At 40.4% G+C, this 17,913-nt stretch carries 13 protein-coding genes; 9 read left to right on the plus strand and 4 right to left on the minus strand.

Annotation, left to right across the window (positions count from 1 at the left end; genetic code table 11):
- Nucleotides 1-89: 89 nt before the first annotated feature.
- Complete coding sequence (locus tag C4S54_RS00205) at nucleotides 90-1,130, plus strand: Rpn family recombination-promoting nuclease/putative transposase (protein ID WP_160110640.1); 1,041 nt, start codon at nucleotides 90-92, stop codon at nucleotides 1,128-1,130.
- A gap of 172 nt (nucleotides 1,131-1,302) precedes the next feature.
- Nucleotides 1,303-2,607 carry a phosphopyruvate hydratase gene (gene eno, locus C4S54_RS00210; protein ID WP_103867749.1) on the plus strand — a complete coding sequence of 435 codons (1,305 nt, stop codon included), beginning with the start codon at nucleotides 1,303-1,305 and terminating at the stop codon, nucleotides 2,605-2,607.
- A gap of 49 nt (nucleotides 2,608-2,656) precedes the next feature.
- On the opposite strand, the gene C4S54_RS00215 is transcribed toward eno, so the two are convergent.
- Nucleotides 2,657-3,682, minus strand: coding sequence for an alpha/beta hydrolase (locus C4S54_RS00215; protein WP_103867750.1), 1,026 nt, complete (start codon nucleotides 3,680-3,682; stop codon nucleotides 2,657-2,659).
- Nucleotides 3,683-3,894: 212 nt separating this feature from the next.
- Here C4S54_RS00215 and C4S54_RS00220 point away from each other — a divergent pair, with 212 nt between their 5' ends.
- The 3 genes from C4S54_RS00220 (at nucleotide 3,895) to C4S54_RS00230 (ending at nucleotide 6,914) form a co-directional block, all read left to right on the plus strand.
- Nucleotides 3,895-4,761, plus strand: coding sequence for a hypothetical protein (locus C4S54_RS00220; protein ID WP_103867751.1), 867 nt, complete (start codon nucleotides 3,895-3,897; stop codon nucleotides 4,759-4,761).
- Nucleotides 4,762-4,833: 72 nt separating this feature from the next.
- Entirely contained in the window at nucleotides 4,834-5,712 is an 879-nt protein-coding gene (locus tag C4S54_RS00225) for a hypothetical protein (protein WP_103867752.1), read from the plus strand.
- A complete protein-coding gene (locus tag C4S54_RS00230; RefSeq protein WP_103867753.1) occupies nucleotides 5,709-6,914 on the plus strand; it encodes an adenylosuccinate synthetase in 1,206 nt (401 codons plus the stop codon). Before C4S54_RS00225 ends, C4S54_RS00230 begins: the two co-directional genes overlap by 4 nt.
- A gap of 1,461 nt (nucleotides 6,915-8,375) precedes the next feature.
- Here C4S54_RS00230 and C4S54_RS00235 read toward each other — a convergent pair.
- The gene (locus tag C4S54_RS00235) at nucleotides 8,376-9,044 is read right to left on the minus strand and encodes a UDP-N-acetylglucosamine pyrophosphorylase (RefSeq protein ID WP_103867754.1); all 669 of its coding nucleotides are present in this window, start codon (nucleotides 9,042-9,044) and stop codon (nucleotides 8,376-8,378) included.
- A 264-nt stretch (nucleotides 9,045-9,308) separates the two neighbouring features.
- Between C4S54_RS00235 and C4S54_RS00240 the strand changes: the two genes are divergently transcribed.
- On the plus strand, nucleotides 9,309-10,001 hold the full coding sequence (locus C4S54_RS00240; protein ID WP_022773289.1) for an iron-sulfur cluster assembly scaffold protein: 693 nt from the start codon (nucleotides 9,309-9,311) through the stop codon (nucleotides 9,999-10,001).
- A 22-nt stretch (nucleotides 10,002-10,023) separates the two neighbouring features.
- Nucleotides 10,024-11,043 carry a GGGtGRT protein gene (locus C4S54_RS00245; protein ID WP_103867755.1) on the plus strand — a complete coding sequence of 340 codons (1,020 nt, stop codon included), beginning with the start codon at nucleotides 10,024-10,026 and terminating at the stop codon, nucleotides 11,041-11,043.
- Between the two features lie 124 nt (nucleotides 11,044-11,167).
- Here the strand turns inward: C4S54_RS00245 and C4S54_RS00250 are convergent, their stop codons facing one another.
- Nucleotides 11,168-12,613, minus strand: a complete 1,446-nt coding sequence (locus tag C4S54_RS00250; protein WP_103867756.1) for a GGDEF domain-containing protein — start codon at nucleotides 12,611-12,613, stop codon at nucleotides 11,168-11,170.
- A 1-nt stretch (nucleotide 12,614) separates the two neighbouring features.
- Complete coding sequence (locus tag C4S54_RS00255) at nucleotides 12,615-14,003, minus strand: GGDEF domain-containing protein (RefSeq protein WP_160110641.1); 1,389 nt, start codon at nucleotides 14,001-14,003, stop codon at nucleotides 12,615-12,617.
- Nucleotides 14,004-14,251: 248 nt separating this feature from the next.
- Between C4S54_RS00255 and C4S54_RS00260 the strand changes: the two genes are divergently transcribed.
- Nucleotides 14,252-16,087, plus strand: coding sequence for an ABC transporter ATP-binding protein (locus C4S54_RS00260; RefSeq protein ID WP_103867758.1), 1,836 nt, complete (start codon nucleotides 14,252-14,254; stop codon nucleotides 16,085-16,087).
- Complete coding sequence (locus tag C4S54_RS00265) at nucleotides 16,084-17,898, plus strand: ABC transporter ATP-binding protein (protein ID WP_103867759.1); 1,815 nt, start codon at nucleotides 16,084-16,086, stop codon at nucleotides 17,896-17,898. Before C4S54_RS00260 ends, C4S54_RS00265 begins: the two co-directional genes overlap by 4 nt.
- Nucleotides 17,899-17,913 lie beyond the last annotated feature (15 nt).

Here is a 17,913-nt window from a genome sequence, read left to right on the forward strand (position 1 = left end):
CAAATCCAATCGGAAAAGGCTTAGCAGTTCTTGCATATGCTTTTTTTCACAGGTTTTGTAATTATTTTTTTAGAAAGGGGCATATGTGTATGTCAGAAGAAAACAATCAGATTAGTAACAGTAAAGAAAAAGACAGCGGAGCAAAGCTCATATTTGGTAACGCAAATCTTTGTGCGCAGCTATTGAGGGATTACTCAAATATTGAAGCGCTGAAAGATGTGAGGGCAGAAGATATTGAGGACGTCACTGAAAGGTACATCCCGATGTTTACAGAGGAACGAAACGCAGATGTAGTCAAGAAAGTGCGCATTAGAGATGGCAGTGAAATATTCATTGCATTAATTGAACACAAGGCACAGGTAGATTATAATGTATGTATGCAGGTTCTTCGTTATATGGTGTTTATCTGGGAGGATTATGCCAGACAACAGGAGAAGCTACACAAAGGAATAAGTAAGTCCAGGGACTTTAAGTATCCGCCTGTATTTCCAATCGTTTATTATAACGGTGTCGAAAAATGGTCGGTGGATAAAACTTTCTCATCAAGAATTGCGCTTGGAGATGTGTTTTCCAAGTATATTCCTCAGTTTGAGTATCACCTTGTAAATACGGGGGATTATAATCGCGAAGAACTACTTGATAGAGAAGATGGACTTTCTTTAATAATGCTGATAAATAAACTTAGGGATGCCGCAGATTTTAACTCACTGGGGCTGCCTAAGGATTATCTTGACAACATAGCGTTCAAATCTCCGGAAGATGTTCTTGAGACATTGGCAAGAGTAATTGCAGTAGTACTCAGAAAACAGTTCGTTCCGGAAGATGAGATTCAAGGCTTTGTGAGCCACATAAAGGAGCGGGATATGAGTGATCTTTTTGAGGGATGGAAAGGCTTTAATGTACAGGAAGAGAGACAAAAAGGCAAGGAATTAGGAAAAGAAATAGGAAAAGACTTAACACGTATAAATCTTATTTGCAAAAAGCTTTCAAAAGGAAAAAGTATAGAAACAATTGCATCAGAGATTGAAGAGGATGAAGCGTTTGTAAAGGAAATAAGCTCTATAGCGGAGAAGTATCTTCCGGACTATGATGAAGAGAAGATATATGAGGAGTGGAAACAAATTCTATGAAGAAGGTGCTCACTTACCTATTAAGGTAGGCGGGCGCCTTTTGTTATATTTATGTTTTCTGGAACTGGAATGGGGCGAAAATTGTTGAAAAAAATTATTGATAACAAAATAGAAATGTGATGCCTGTTATGATATATTGTAAGCGTATGCTAACATAAGAAGGAGGCAATTTATGAAAGATTATTTACAGATTGTACAGGTTATAGGCAGAGAAATCCTTGATTCAAGAGGAAATCCTACTGTTGAGGCAGAGGTTACTCTTGCTGATGGAACAGTAGCGACAGGTACAGCACCAAGTGGAGCATCAACAGGTGAGTTTGAGGCATTGGAGCTTAGAGATGGAGATAAGTCAAGATACCTTGGAAAAGGCGTTACAAAGGCTGTAGAGAATATCAATACAATTATCAATGATGCTATCGAGGGACTGGACGCATCTGATACATATGCTGTTGATGCAGCTATGATTAAAGCTGACGGTACAAAAGATAAATCAAAGCTTGGAGCAAATGCTATTTTGGCAGTTTCTATTGCAATAGCGAGAGCAGCTGCAAAGAGTCTAGATATTCCTCTTTACAGATTCCTTGGCGGTGTATCAGGAAACAGACTTCCTGTTCCAATGATGAATATTTTAAATGGTGGAGCACATGCAGATAGTGCGGTAGATACACAGGAATTTATGATCATGCCTGTTGGAGCTCCTTCATTTAAGGAAGCACTTCGCTGGTGTGCTGAAGTATTCCATAATCTGAAAAAACTTATCAAGGATATGGGCGATGTTACTGCTGTTGGTGATGAGGGCGGATTTGCTCCTAATCAGTTAAAGAGCGATGAGGAAGCTATCGAAAAAATCCTTGAAGCTATAAGGGCAGCCGGCTTCGAACCCGGAAAAGACTTTATGATCGCTATGGATGCTGCTGCATCTGAGTGGAAGAGCGAGAAAGGAAAGGGCTTCTATAAGCAGCCTAAGTCAGGAAAAGAGTTCACATCAGATGAGCTTATTGCTCACTGGGAGAGTCTTGTTGACAAGTATCCGATCATTTCAATCGAAGACGGACTTGATGAGGAAGACTGGGAAGGCTGGCAGAAGATGACAGCCAAGATCGGCAATAAGGTTCAGCTTGTTGGAGATGACCTTTTTGTTACAAATACTGAGCGCCTTAGCAAGGGTATTTCTCTTGGCGCAGGTAATTCAATCCTTATTAAGCTTAACCAGATCGGCTCAGTTTCTGAGACACTTGAAGCAATCAAAATGGCTCACAACGCAGGCTACACTGCAATCTCATCTCACCGTTCAGGCGAGACAGCAGATACTACAATTGCTGACCTTGCAGTTGCTCTTAATACATGCCAGATCAAGACCGGTGCTCCCAGCCGTTCAGAGCGTGTAGCCAAATACAATCAGCTTCTCAGAATTGAAGAGATGCTTGGCGACAGCGCAGTATATCCCGGTATGGATGCATTTCATGTGAAGAAGTAATTGAAAAAAAAGGATAAATGCCTGAAAAAACAAGCATTTATCCTTTTTTTTATTTAAATGCAATCTGGGCAAAGTTGTAAAAGCCAAGATACCAGATTCTAAAATCGTGGCCGCCGTCCAGTTCCTGCCAGGTAAAGTTTTCTCCGTCTACAAACTTTTCGCTTAGTGCTGGTAGTGTTTTGGCTGCGGCTGAAGCACTTTGGTATGCGATATTGTCCTGAAGACCGCAGATGTTGTAAAAGTAGTATATAGGATATTCCTTATCTTTTATAATTGATGCAGTTTTTGAAGCAATATTGCTGGTTGGAGCAGCTGAAAATGCTCCAAAATAACCAAATATATCTACGCATTCTCCAATTCCTATGTTAATTGTCTGCATTCCTCCCATAGACAGACCAGCAATAGCCCTGTGTTCTCTTGCAATAGAGAGGTCATAGCCGTCACTGTAATCAGCGTAAGTGCTGTAGTGGGAGTCTATATAAGGAATCAGATCATTTCTGAGTTCCTGTCCAAAAAGGTAAAAAGATTCAATACCTGAACCTTCTTCACCACCAAGCTTGCAGGCTCTTCCGTTTGGTGTTACCACAATAAAGGAATCAATGTCTCCGTAATAGGAAAGATTGTCCATTATGGCTTTAACTCTTGATGTACTTTTTGTTAATCCCCATTCGTTCTCATCACCGCCTATACCATGCATTAGTATCATGACATTGTACTTTTTGTCTTCACTATAGCCGGCAGGCAGATATATGTTAGCTTCTTTGGTAATCTCGCTTCCATCACCTGCATAGTCATGACTTGGATAAGTTATGTGCTCAATTGTACCTGCTTCTTCGCCGGTTCTAAGCGTTGTGTATTTTGGAAGGACAATATTGCCAACTTCCGCAGTGGCTTCTTTGTCTGATTCCTGTTCCTTGGAAGAAGCAGCAGTAGCATCTTCCATGTAAGAATGTTCCTGCATGATTGCATCTGATATGCCATTATTAGCACTTTCTGCAGGCGTATTATTTGACGCGCCGCATCCTGACAATAAAATGCTTGTAGCTATTATTCCCATAAGTATTCTTTTTTTCACAAATTACCCTCCATTTTTGTTCTGTCTTTTAGATTAAAGCAAAATCAAGCCTTGTGCTTATCAGATTCTGACAAGTTAGAATCACTTATTGCGTAAATGAGGAAGTTTATTATAATTGAAAATGTGGCTAAAATATAAAAATGATCAACCAGTTCATTGGATAATTATATGTCACTGTCTTAATGAGTATTTTGGGGGAAGGAAAAGAAATAATGATAACCTACAAGTGTAGAAATTGCGGGGCACAGCTAAATGTTTCTGACGCTGGTGGATTTAGCTGCAGTTATTGCGGTTGCAGAGCCTTTATGTCTGATTCGGAACTTAGGGGTAACGAAGCATTCAGGCAAAAAATTCTTTCTTTTTATATGGCAAAAGCAATGGCCAAGGAAGATGATTATTCTGGGGATGATCTTTGGGAAGAGACCGGTAGCGTCTCATTCGTCATGGACAATTCAAAACCACTTACAATTGCATATATGGATAAATATGTATATCCGGGAATGGAATGTTTTTTGGCAAAAAAGAATGTTGTCTATGTGTTTGATAATGGCAACGAGGCAGATCTGTTCATGAAAGGACTTCTTAGTCTGACATTTCCTGAAGCTGATATGAAGCTGGACAGGTGCTTTCCGATACTGACGCAGAGGCTTCATCTGAAGGATGGCAGGGAAGTGCTTGTTTTTGTACGTAAGCCCTACTTTTATCCGGTTGAAGTTTTTGCACCTTTAAAGGCAGAGCATCTTGCCTGGGTGATTTCCCGTATGGAAAATATCTGCTGCGCATTGGAGTTTTCGGAAATTTCTCATGGGGATATCAGTACATCCAGCGTATTTGTAAATCCTGTAACTCACGAGGGAATGTTATTTGGCGATTACAGAAATGTAAGGCGCATCTCAACACAGGAAGATCTTAAAAGGATCAGGGAAACAGCAAAGCAGGTAATGGAAAGAGGCAGTGGCCCTTCGGAGCTTTTTGCTTTCCTTGATTCAAAACCAAGAGCAAATGCATATGAAGACTTTGAGTACTGGGATACTGTTATTGAAAAAGGCTTTGGCGGCCACAAGTTTGTAAGGTTTTAAGCCTTTTGTTAATAAAAATGTATGTTGATCAATGATCAAAAAAGAAAAGTATGAAAAAAGGGGAAAAAGAAAATGGGATATGGAAGTTATTCAGCATCAGATTGGGTTAAGCTAAAAAACAGCAGAAATCTGTCAAGAAATCAGAGTGTAGAAGAGGTTTTTACAAAAAAACAGTGCGATCCCAAATATGATCCAAAATATATAGGAACAAGAGAGTGCTTCGATTCAGAAGATCATCCAAATACAACACCTATCGTTGTTGGCCTTGATGTCACTGGGTCTATGGGATATCTGGCAGTTGAAGTTGCTACAAACGCTTTAAATGAGCTTATCACAAAATTGTACTCTACAGGAGCTGTAGAAGATCCGGCTTTAATGTGCGCAGCATACGGTGATTATCTGGACAATTCACCACTTCAGGTTACTCAGTTTGAATCTGATATCCGTATTGCGCAGCAGCTTTTGGATATTTATTTTGAAAATCATGGCTATGGAGAAGTAGTACCTACATGCCTTTGGGAGTTCCTTGCCCATCACACAAACATTGATGCCATCAATAAGAGAAATGAAAAGGGATTTCTTTTTACAATTGGTGACAAGGCAACAATCAGAAAAGAGTATGTAAAAGATACCATTGAAAGAGTTATCGGTGATAAAACCGGATATATTTCAAGGGAAGCGGTACTTGCTGCTGTTCAGAAAAAGTTTAACGTATTCCACATAACGATTGATCAAGGAAACATTGAAAATCAGAATCTTTTACCGGGACACACGATCATTATAGAACGCCAGCATATCGGTAATATTCCTGAGATCATTATCAGCACTATACAGATGCAGAAGGGTAAAAAACTTGAGGAAGTTTTGGAGCAGTGGGAGGAGCTTGACAGACCTGCTATAGGTGCTGTTCTTTCACGACTTTCTTTTGAAGATAACGGAATCAGTTTATGAAAGCCATTGCTGTCATTGGGAAAAACTTTGGAGATGAAGGTAAAGGCCTTGTCTGTGCCTCTTTTGCCAAAAAAGAAAAAAGGACGCTGATTATAAAGCATAACGGAGGCGGCCAGGCAGGGCATACCGTGGAGGATGAGAGCGGAAAGCGGTTCATTCATCATCAGATAGGATCCGGGGCTGAGTATGGCGCAGATACGCTTTTGGCAGATACTTTTTTGATCGACCTTTTTCAGCTTGGAAATGAGTTAAAAGAGTTTGAGGCTTTATATGGCTTTACTCCGAAGATATATGCCGAAAAGAATACAAGGATCACGATCATAGATGATGTGCTTCGAAATATGTTCATTGAATCTGCCAGAGGGAAAGAGCGGCACGGCAGCTGCGGAATGGGCATAAATGAGTGCCTGAACAGACACGAATGCGGACTGGTTCTGACTGTCTGTGATGTGCGGGATAAGTCTTTTAAAGAGCTTCTTGATACACTGATTGATTTTAGAAATAAATATGGTCAGAAAAATCTGGATTTTATAAAGATTCTGTTTGAGGAAAATAACCCGGGTGAAAAAGCAGATTACTATGATATGCTTACAAACAGCGATGTACTTGCGAACTTTGCGGAGAGTATAAAAGAGACGGTGAAGCATATTGAAATAATAGATGCTTCAACCGATTTCTTGCTTGGGTATAGTCAGGTCGTTTTTGAGACCGGGCAGGGACTTTTACTTGATAATGACTATAAAAAGTTTGCTCCATACCTTACACCTTCAAAAACCGGTCTTTGGAATATAGCATCTTTTCTTGATGAAAGAAATTTGAAACTTGATAGAGCGGTCTATGTTACCAGATCTTATGTTACAAGGCATGGTAACGGACCACTTCCGGGAGAGTGTGACAGAAATGAATTTCCCGAAGTAACCATGGACCTTACCAACATAGATAATGAGTGGCAGGGTAGCATCAGGTATGCAAGGCATCAGGATATTGAAGACTTTGTACTACCTGTAAAAGAGGATTATAGAAGCGTAGGGCAGTTTAGAAGCGTGAAAGAAACGGAGCTTTCGATTTTTATTACACACCTTAATGAAACTGACGGATTCATTTATTTTAAGGATGAAGAGATTCCTTTTGATAAGCTGAAAGATATTCTGAAAGCTAAATATGGCTTTTCTGCTGTATATGGTTTATGGGATAGATGCTAAATAAACTTAGAGGCAGTGAAAGAGAATGAGATTATTCACAACTTCATTCTCAATTTGTTACGCTGTAGATTAGGGAGAGTATTCCGTTGAATGTAATTGGCTTTCAACGGAATACTCTTCCTTTGTATATGCGTAAGTGAGTTGGATACGTATATGACCTTCTGAGAAAAGTTTATGTTGTGGCTCCGTCCGCCACCATTGACTGAGCCTGAGGAAAACGCCCTGCAGGCTCTGCCGACGGTGAGGATGATGGGAACAGTAGATTTTATCTCACCGTCGGATTCAGCATTTTAGCGTTTTCCCCAGAACCCGTCAATGGCAAGCACCTTCGGTGTGGCCTGGTTAAGGTGCCTCAGGATCCAAATCCGAGAACAGTAGGGGGTGGCTACTTTTAAGGATGTATGTGACTATATGTCTGCGTCTTTCAATGTAAAGAGAGCGAAGATTCTGTTTTGGAAATATATCCTGATTTTTGAGCTTACGACACCATGCGACTTGGTTTTTGACTTGTGATTTTGGGCATATACGGCCTTATTTGAGGTTACCACACCATTATATAGAGATCATATGTCCTCAGTTCACTCATCCAATGGATGTGGCAATCCATTTTTTCTCGTATATGCCCAGTTTCACTTCCTGAAAATACTGTCGATGGATGTGTTAACTTAAAAAATATGACTATATACCCACTTCGCTTTGATAATCCGAATTTTCTATGTTCCATTCAGTCCATATGATCGTGAAGAATAATGGTTTGGGCATATAGCAGCTTTTTGTGAGGCCAGCCACCCCTCACGAGCGCTCAAATGGGCATATAGGCTGATTTCAAGCCTCTGGCCACCCATTAAAAGGGTGGCTGCAAGCCTGATATCCGGCTATAAGCCCAAAAACGGTTTTATTACAGGTGGCCGAGCTATTAAAAACAAGCTATATGCCCAAAACAGCAGCTCGCTCTCATAACATTGGGAGCCGAGGGAATAAAGCCTTATACGTTCTAGAGGAATCAACATATACTGTTCTCGGAGTCAGAGCCTGAGGCAATTAAAATCAGCCACACCGCAAGGTGCTTGCCATTGACGGGGCATGAGGAAAACGCTACAATACTGGATCCGACGGTGCAAGAATCTATCTACTGTTCCCATCATCCTCACCGTCGGCTCGCTGACCAAGGCGTTTTTCTCAGGTTCAGTCAATGGTGGCGTACGGAGCCGTAATCAATTCCCAATTTCTTACGCTTATACGTAGAATAACAGGGACGGTTCAAATGACTTTTTATAAGTCAATTGAACCGTCCCTCTGTCTTCATTCCATTGATTAAAGTATCGTTTCCAATACACATATTTGTTTCATCATATGGTTATTACTGTAAAGGATGAACTGATAAAAAAAGAATGCTTACGCCATCGGCGTAAGCATTCGTAATAAGGATCAATTCTTTTGAACCAATTATTGTTTGATAATTTAATTCTTTTTTACTACGTGATCTTTATCTTTGAAGATGTGGCCTTCAGGAATGCAGCCACGAACAGAAGAGAGTGGATATACGTTGCAGTTTCTTCCGATGACTGTTCCGGGGTTAAGAACTGAGTTGCAGCCAACTTCAACATTGTCACCGAGCATTGCGCCCATTTTCTTAAGACCTGTCTCTACCTTGTCGTCAGCGCCGTTCTTAACTACGACCAAAGTCTTGTCGCTCTTAACATTTGAAGTGATAGAACCTGCTCCCATGTGAGCCTTGAATCCAAGGATTGAATCTCCAACATAGTTATAATGAGGAACCTGAACCTTGTTGAAAAGAATTACATTCTTAAGCTCGGTTGAATTTCCAACAACAGCTCCTTTACCAACGATTGCGCTTCCTCTTATGAATGCGCACTGTCTGATTTCTGCATCCTCATCTATGATACATGGTCCGCCAAGGTAAGCTGAATCAAAGACCTTAGCGCTCTTTGCAACCCATACATTTTCACCGCGTTTTTCATATTTATCAGCTGGAAGGCTGTTTCCAAGTTCAATGATGTAATCCTTGATACCTGCAAGAAGCTCCCATGGATATTCTTTTGTTTTCATATAATCAGCAGCGATAGTCTCATTTAAATCATACATATTTGAAATCTTAAATTCTTCCATGTTAAATACCTCACCTATATTTTTGAATTAACAACACAATAATAACATATCTGAGAAGATAAGACTAAAAAATCTGTTAAAAAATAAACAACGTTATTGAAATTAGCATCATTATGTGCAAAAATAATGATGGTGTTTTCTGAGGGTATGTTTTCAGAAGGCATTATCTTTGGCTTGATGCTTGGCAGGCATCGCTTTATGGCCAGTCTAAAATTAGGTAGCAAGTAATGAAAGTTACTTCACAATACGAAAGGAGATTTTTTCATGATTTACTCTACAGAGGTAAAAAACATGTGCCCTGTTACACAAGGGGTACACCATGGTGCAGCTCCCATTCCGGAAGAGGCTAAGTGGGTTAAGTCAAAAGAAATAAAGGATATTTCCGGCTATACACATGGTATCGGCTGGTGTGCTCCACAGCAGGGCTGCTGTAAGCTTTCCTTAAATGTTAAGGATGGTATCATTCAGGAGGCACTTGTTGAGACTATCGGATGTTCAGGAATGACACATTCAGCAGCTATGGCTTCTGAAATTCTTCCAGGACTTACAGTTCTTGAAGCTCTTAACACAGACCTTGTTTGTGACGCTATCAACACAGCTATGAGAGAGCTCTTCCTTCAGATCGTTTACGGCAGAACACAGTCTGCATTCTCAGAGGATGGTCTTCAGATCGGTGCTGGTCTTGAGGATCTTGGTAAGGGTAACCGTTCAATGGTTGGTACAACATACGGTACACTTGAAAAGGGACCTCGTTACCTTGAACTTACAGATGGTTACATCACAGATATCGCACTTGATGAGAACGATGAGATCATCGGATACAAGTATGTTAACTTTGGTAAGATGATGGACTTCATCAAGGCTGGTGATGATGCAAACACAGCTCTTGAGAAGGCTAAGGGACAGTATGGACGTGTTGCAGATGCAGTTCGTTGCATCGATCCAAGACACGAGTAATAGGTAAGGAGGAAAATATACAATGGCTTTATTTGAATCATATGAAAGAAGAGAGCCCCAGATCCTGGCTTGCCTTAAGGAGTATGGAATTTCTTCTATCGAAGAGTGTAGAGATATTACAATGGCAGCTGGCATCGATGTTTACAAGCTTATCGAAGGCATCCAGCCAATCTGCTTCGAAAATGCAAAGTGGGCTTACACAGTAGGCGCTGCTATCGCAATCAAAAAGAACTGCCGCAAGGCTGCTGACGCTGCTGCAGCAATCGGAATTGGTCTTCAGGCTTTCTGTATCCCTGGATCAGTTGCTGACAGACGTAAAGTAGGTCTTGGACATGGTAACCTTGGAAAGATGCTTCTTGAAGAGGATACAGAGTGCTTCGCATTCCTTGCTGGTCACGAGTCATTCGCAGCTGCTGAGGGTGCTATCGGTATCGCAGAGAAGGCTAACAAGGTTCGTCAGAAACCTCTTAGAGTTATTCTTAACGGTCTTGGAAAAGACGCTGCTCAGATCATTTCTCGTATCAACGGATTCACATATGTTGAGACAGAGTATGATTACTACACAGGCGAAGTTAAGGAAGTATTCAGAAAGTGCTATTCTAAGGATGCTAATTCACCTCGTGCAAAGGTTAACTGCTACGGCGCTAACGACGTTCAGGAAGGTGTAGCTATCATGTGGAAGGAGAACGTTGATGTATCTATCACAGGTAACTCAACAAATCCTACAAGATTCCAGCACCCAGTTGCAGGTACATACAAGAAAGAGCGTGTTGAAGCTGGTAAGAAGTACTTCTCAGTAGCATCAGGCGGTGGTACAGGTCGTACACTTCACCCAGATAACATGGCAGCTGGTCCTGCTTCTTATGGTATGACAGATACTATGGGACGTATGCACTCAGATGCTCAGTTCGCTGGTTCTTCATCAGTTCCTGCTCACGTAGAGATGATGGGTCTTATCGGCGCTGGTAACAACCCTATGGTTGGTATGACAGTTTCAACAGCCGTTTCTATCGAAGAGGCTGCAAAGGCAGGTAAGTTCTGACCATGATGACTTGACGAGGTCTTGTCGAGTCTAGTCAGCATGGTCGTTCGGGCGAGCACGAAGTGCGAGAGCCGAACTTCCTTATTAAAATACAAAAAGAGCGAGTGCTAAGCACTCGCTTTTTTTAACGCCTTTTATCGGGGTATTGTTCGTAGAATTTGTTTTTGTCTTTATACATGCGTTCATCTGCGTAGCGCATGGCAAGACGGAGATTACCTGAGTCTGCATCATGATAGTAACCAATGGCAAAATGGAGCCAGTCGGGATCAGATGCTTTTTCACGAAGGAGTTTTATCTTTTCTTCGAAATTCTTTTCACTATCGAAGGATATAATCGTAAATTCATCACCGCCTGCCCTGTAAATCTTGTCTGTTGCAAAAACTTCTTTTAACACATCAGCAGCATAAACAAGAAGTTTATCGCCCTGTTCGTGGCCGCCATTATCATTTATTGTCTTAAGACCATTCAGGTCGCAGAAGGCTACGTTGAAAGGCCGTGGGTTAAATTCAAGTTTAAGTGCCAGCTCGTCTACATTTACGTTCATGCAGTTTCTGTTAAATACTCCTGTAAGCATATCAACGTTACTGAGATACTCGAGCCTTTGTAAAAACAGGTGGTTAGCAACTTCAGATGATAAAAAGAATGAGATAAGTTCAATAGTTTCTTTTATCCTTACAAGATGACTTACATCGAAGTTGGTGATGTAGAGGTAACCTATTGTTTCTCCGTTGTGGGTAAAGGGAACAAGACACAGACTTTGAACTTTATTTATTCTCAAGGTCTTAACCCAGGCAGGGGCTTTCGCCTCATAATAGTCCAGATCATGTTCATCTTTTATAATGATGCTGTTTGTCTTTTTTACAAGCTCTTCCCAGCATTCCACAATCTCATAAGGAAAAGAAGAGAAGACGCCACGGATATCGTTGTGAGGATCCGATGAAGCAGCACTGATTATATCAAAGGATCTGAATTCTTTGTCTATTGTAAGTGTGCTTGCTGCATATGAATTCGTATACTCAAGGATGTCTTTTGTGACAATTTCCATGCTATCAAGGAATTTATGCTCATTTCTAAGCTCGAGACAGGCCTTTATAACAAAGCTCGCAATGTCTGGAGAAACGGCTGCAAATTTGCCTGTGTCCATTTCTTTATTCAAAGTATAGGAGAACTGGCAGTAGGAGATAGCAGGATCATCGCATTTTTCCATGATGGGATTAAGGATGTCCTGAGTCCAAAAACCGTAAACTTTAGAGGTGTCAACATAGGTGTTTATAAACTCACCTTTCCATGCAGCTCTGAAACAAACATCTTCAAAATTTGGCTCCTTTGGAAGGTGCATGGTATAGAGCTGTCCTTCAAGGTGTTTATCAAAGGATTCATAATCAACGCCAGCATCATGCTCGGTACCAACAAAAATATCGTAATAGTTTTTCTTTAAATGATCATTTATAACAGCAAAGCGCACTTCACCACAACTGCCGTCAGGGAGCTTCTCAACAGCCATGATCGTACTTGGAATTGGGAGTTGATTAACATAATCTTTTAATTTCAAATAGGTTTCATTTGTCATATTATTTTATCATCTCCGGGTGAGTGTAATAGAATTCTTCTTTAAATTCCTGGACGTACTGATTTGCAAATCTCATAGCTGTATGAAGTGAACCTTCTGTTGTGTCTGTATAGTAACCTACTGAGAAATATACCCATTCAGGGTCTGAAGCTTTCTCTTTTAAGGTGTCGATCTTTTTGCTGAATTCGGCTTCGGAGCTGTTTGTTGATATTACTGCAAATTCATCGCCTGCAGATCTGTAAATAAAATCATCTTTAAATACTTCGCGAAGTATCTTTCCTGCATCTCTAAGGAGATTGTTTCCGGCATCATGTCCCTGATTTATATTGATGGTTTTTAAGGTGCTCAAGGTACAGAAAGCAACACTGTAAGGAACAGGAGCCATCTTAAGTTCCATGGCAAGTTCGTCAACCTTTGTGTTCATGGCGTTTCTGTTCTGAACACCGGTACGGATATCAAGGGAACTCAGACTTCTTAATTTATCAATAAAGATGTGGTGCGCTGCCTCTGAAGCCAGGAAGAAAGCGACCATCTCAATTGTGTCTTTGAATCGTGCCAGCTGGCTGATATCGAAATTAGTGATGAAAAGATATCCGATTACCATGTTTTGATGGATAAAAGGCGCAAGGCAAAGGTTCTTTACATCATTTGTCCTAAGTGTCTTTACCCACTCAGGTGCTCGCTTTTCAATATCGCACATATCCTGTTCGTTTCGAATGATGATGCAGTCTGTGCCTGAAATAAGATCTTCCCATGATTCAACTATTTCATATGGAATATCAGTGAAGATGTCATGTATGTTGACAAGGTTATTTCTGACGGATTCGCTGATAACTTCGAACTGATAGAGATCTTTTGAGACTGTGACAATAGATGTGGCAAAAGAATCAGTGAATTCGCGGATTTCTTTTGTTACGAGATTCATAGTGGTGTAGAAATCGTCATTTTTCCTGAGGTTAAGGCAGGTCCTGATGACAAAGCTTGCTATATCCGGTGAAATAATGGAGTACTTGCCGGAATCCATTTCTTTACTGAGATTGTAGATAAACTGGCAATATCCGATTTTGGAATCACCATTATTGTTTATGGGAATGACTATATCTTCAGTCCAATAGCCGTAAAGCCTTGTTGTGTCGACATAGGCGTGATAGTGCTCGTTACTCCAGGCTGCTTTAAACAATATCTCTTCGAATTTTGGATCTCTTGGTATTTTCAGGTCATAGGGCTGGCCTTCAACGTCTTCTCCGGTCATACTGAATTTGTCGTTCGTTGCAGCCATGAGAATCTTTCCGCAGGTTCCGTCATCATTTTTTTCAACTGACAGAATAGCAGAGGGCATGTTACACATATTTACTATTGTTTTTAGTGTTTCATAATTGATACCAGACATTTTTATCCTCCAAAAGATACTTGAAAATAACGGCATCACGATAATATTTATACTATTATATAATAGCATATAGGGAATTAAATTTTTTAATATCTCAATGTATAAATTATGAAATTCCTATTAAATAATCATTACAATAATGCTTTAAAAAGAGGTATACAATTGATATAATGATTTTTGAGCGGCATGGCTTAACTGTGCCGCTTTTACTATAATTATCACAGCATTGGATCAGGATTTTTTTACATATGAACAATAAAACAGAAAAGACAATCAATCATAAATTTAATACAAAATCTGAACTTGTGTGGTTTTTCCTTAGAGGGAGTAAGACTTTCTTTTGCCTTTCAGTCATTCTTTCCTTTGGGATAACATTTTTTGAACTCATAAGTCCCAAGGTTGTTCAGTACACGGTCGATTATCTACTAGTTGATGTTCCGGATGAAAGTGGGAGCATACCTGCGTATTTGAGACTTTTATTGAATGCAATAGGTGACAGGGCATTTCTTAAAGACCATATCTATATCATGGCCCTTTTAGTTGCTCTATTTGCTCTTTTATCAGCAATATGCAGATATTTGTTTAAAGTGTGCAATGCTCATGCTGCGGAGAGGCTTATCCAGAGGATGCGAGATAAACTTTTTGAGCATATCATGCATCTGACTTTTTCCTGGCACAGTGAGAATCATACAGGTGATATCATCCAGAGGTGCACTTCAGACGTTGATACTGTAAAGATGTTCATATCAGAACAACTCTTGTCTTTAGTCAGGATCATTATCAGGATCATCATTGCCATGTATTTTATGATCCAGATAAACGGTGTGCTTTCTATTTTTTCTGCGGTTTTCATTCCTATTGTGGTACTGTATTCATTCATTTTTCACAACAAGATCAGCAGAAGCTTTGAAAAAGCTGACAATGAGGAAGGAAGGCTATCAGCTACAGCCCAGGAAAATCTCACAGGTGTGAGGGTTGTCAGGGCCTTTGGAAGAGAGCAGTATGAAAAAGAAAGATTTGAAAAACAGAACTATGAGTACACAAATCTCTGGATAGAGATCATGAGGATATTGTCCTTGTTCTGGTCTTCAAACGATCTGATCTCGGGATGCCAGGTTATGCTGGTAACTGTTGTGGGCGCGGTTTTTGCAGTAAATGGGAGTATTACGGTTGGTGAGTATATTGCATTTGTTTCATACAATGCTATGCTTACATGGCCTGTAAGGGCGCTTGGAAGAATCATCTCTGAGATGAGTAAGGCCGGAGTTTCTATTGAACGTATCAGATATATCATGAATTCTGAAGTTGAGAAGGATAAAGAAAATGCAAAAGAAGTACCAATGAATCAGGATATTTCTTTTGAAAATGTTTCTTTTACCTATGGAAATGGTTCTGAAGAAGTTCTAAATAATGTAAGCTTCACCATAAAAGCAGGAACAACGGTTGGAATCCTGGGCGGAACAGGGTCTGGTAAATCAACGCTCATGTATCTTTTGGACAGACTGTATGACCTTCCTGAGGGCTGCGGAAAAATAACAGTCGGAGATACTGATATTAAGGACATCAAGGCAAGTCATTTAAGAAAGAACATTGGCCTTGTGCTTCAGGAACCCTTCCTGTTTTCAAGGACCTTGTCTGAAAACATAGGTATAACCCTTAAGGATAATGATCTTAAACAGGTAAGGGATGCTGCGAAAGTAGCTGCTTTGGATGAGACTATTCAGAACTTTGGACAGGGGTATGACACCTATGTAGGCGAGCGAGGTGTGACATTGTCAGGAGGACAGAAGCAGAGAACGGCGATAGCGCAGGTTCTTGTTTCAAAGCCGCCTGTAATGATATTTGATGATTCACTTTCTGCCGTCGACACGGGAACAGATGCCAGGATAAGGCGTGGCCTTTTAGAGTCTACTTACGATACAACAGTGGTCCTTATTTCTCACAGAATAACAACTCTTATGCATGCGGATCACATTATAGTTCTTGATCATGGCAAGGTGGCGGAAGAGGGCCCGCATGACGTGCTTTTAAAGAACAACGGTATTTATAAAAAAATCTACGATATACAGATGCAGGGAATATGAAAAACGAACAATTAACAAAACTACCATTTTTTGGAATACCAAAACTATATCCATTTATTAAGCCATATCTTCCTAAGATAGTATTTATGGTCACTTTGGGAATACTAAGTTCTCTCGTTGATTCCATTTATCCTATCTTTAACAGGTATGCGCTTGATAATTTTGTAGGTAAAAAGACATTAGAAGGCCTTGGAGGCTTTGTGATCCTTTACCTTGTTATCCTTATTCTGCAGGTAATTGATAATTATATATCTACCTATGTCTGCGGGCAGGTTGAGATGAGTATGGACAGAGATCTTAGAAATGCTTCTTTTAACCATCTGCAGGAGCTTTCGTTCGCATATTTCAACCAGAATAATGTGGGATATATTCATGCAAGGGTAATGAGCGATACGGGCAAGATCGGAGTAATGGTATCATGGCGAATGATGGACATTATATGGAATGGATCATATATTGTCTGCGTTCTTATTATGATGCTGTTCCTCAATGTGAAACTGGCGCTTTATGTAATAGTTCTTGTTCCTGTGGCAGCTCTTTTCTCTATGTACTTCCAGAAAAAACTCATCGTTCTTAACAGAAAGATTCGTGAGATAAATTCTACTATTACAAGTAATTTCAATGAGGGAATTACCGGTGCAAAAGCGATCAAAACCCTGGTTGTAGAAGATAAGATCCAAAATGATTTTGAAAAAGACACCGGAAATATGTACAGAACTTCGGTACACACAGCGCATTTCTCTGCGCTTTTCACATCATCAATAACACTAATGTCCTCATTGGCTCTTTCTCTTGTACTGTGGAGAGGCGGCCTTGCAACTATGGAGGGGGTTATCCAGATTGGTACTCTCTCTGTGTTCCTGTCTTATGCGCTTGGCCTTATGGAGCCTGTTCAGAACGTTATCGTCACAATATCTGAGCTTATAAGTGTTCAGGTAAATGTCGAGAGATTTTTTAAGCTCATAGAGACTGAGTCCGACGTTTCAGACAGACCGGATGTCATAGAAAAATATGGAGATACCTTTAATCCAAAGAAAGAAAATTGGGAAGAACTCTATGGCGATGTTGAGTTCAAGGATGTGACCTTTAAGTATCCTGATGGGGATGAGTATGTCCTTGAGCATTTTAATCTAAAAGTTCCACAGGGCACGAATGTTGCCATCGTGGGTGAAACTGGTGCCGGAAAATCAACGCTGGTAAATCTTGTCTGCAGATTTTTTAAGCCCACAAGCGGAAAAGTCCTTATTGATGGAAAAGATGCTGCGGACAGGTCTCAGTTGTGGCTTCACAGTAACATTGGATATGTTCTTCAAACGCCACATCTTTTTTCAGGAACAGTAAGGGATAATTTAAGGTATGGTAAGCCTGACGCTACGGATGATGAGATTTGGGAGGCCTTGCGCCTTGTGTCTGCCGAGGCAATTGTTAAGCGCATGGATAAGGGCCTTGACAGCGATGTTGGAGAAGATGGAGGAATGCTCTCAACCGGTGAAAAGCAGCTTTTGTCTTTTGCCAGAGCAATTCTTTCCGATCCCAAAATCCTTATTCTTGATGAGGCAACAGCTTCTATTGATACTGTGACTGAAAAGGCAATTCAGGATGCTATTGTTACTGTTACCAGGGGAAGAACTTCCTTTGTTATTGCGCACAGACTTTCAACTATTGTTGATGCAGATATCATTTTAGTTGTTCAGGATGGTAAAATAATAGAGAGAGGAACCCACAAGGAGCTTATGAAGCTCAAAGGTTTCTATCACGAGCTCTTTACAAGGCAGTTTGCTGATGAAGCTTTTAATCAGACAGCAGGATGAATAAGGGTGGCAGAC

The organism is Butyrivibrio sp. Su6, from assembly GCF_900108105.1.
Classification (GTDB): Bacteria; Bacillota; Clostridia; order Lachnospirales; family Lachnospiraceae; genus Butyrivibrio.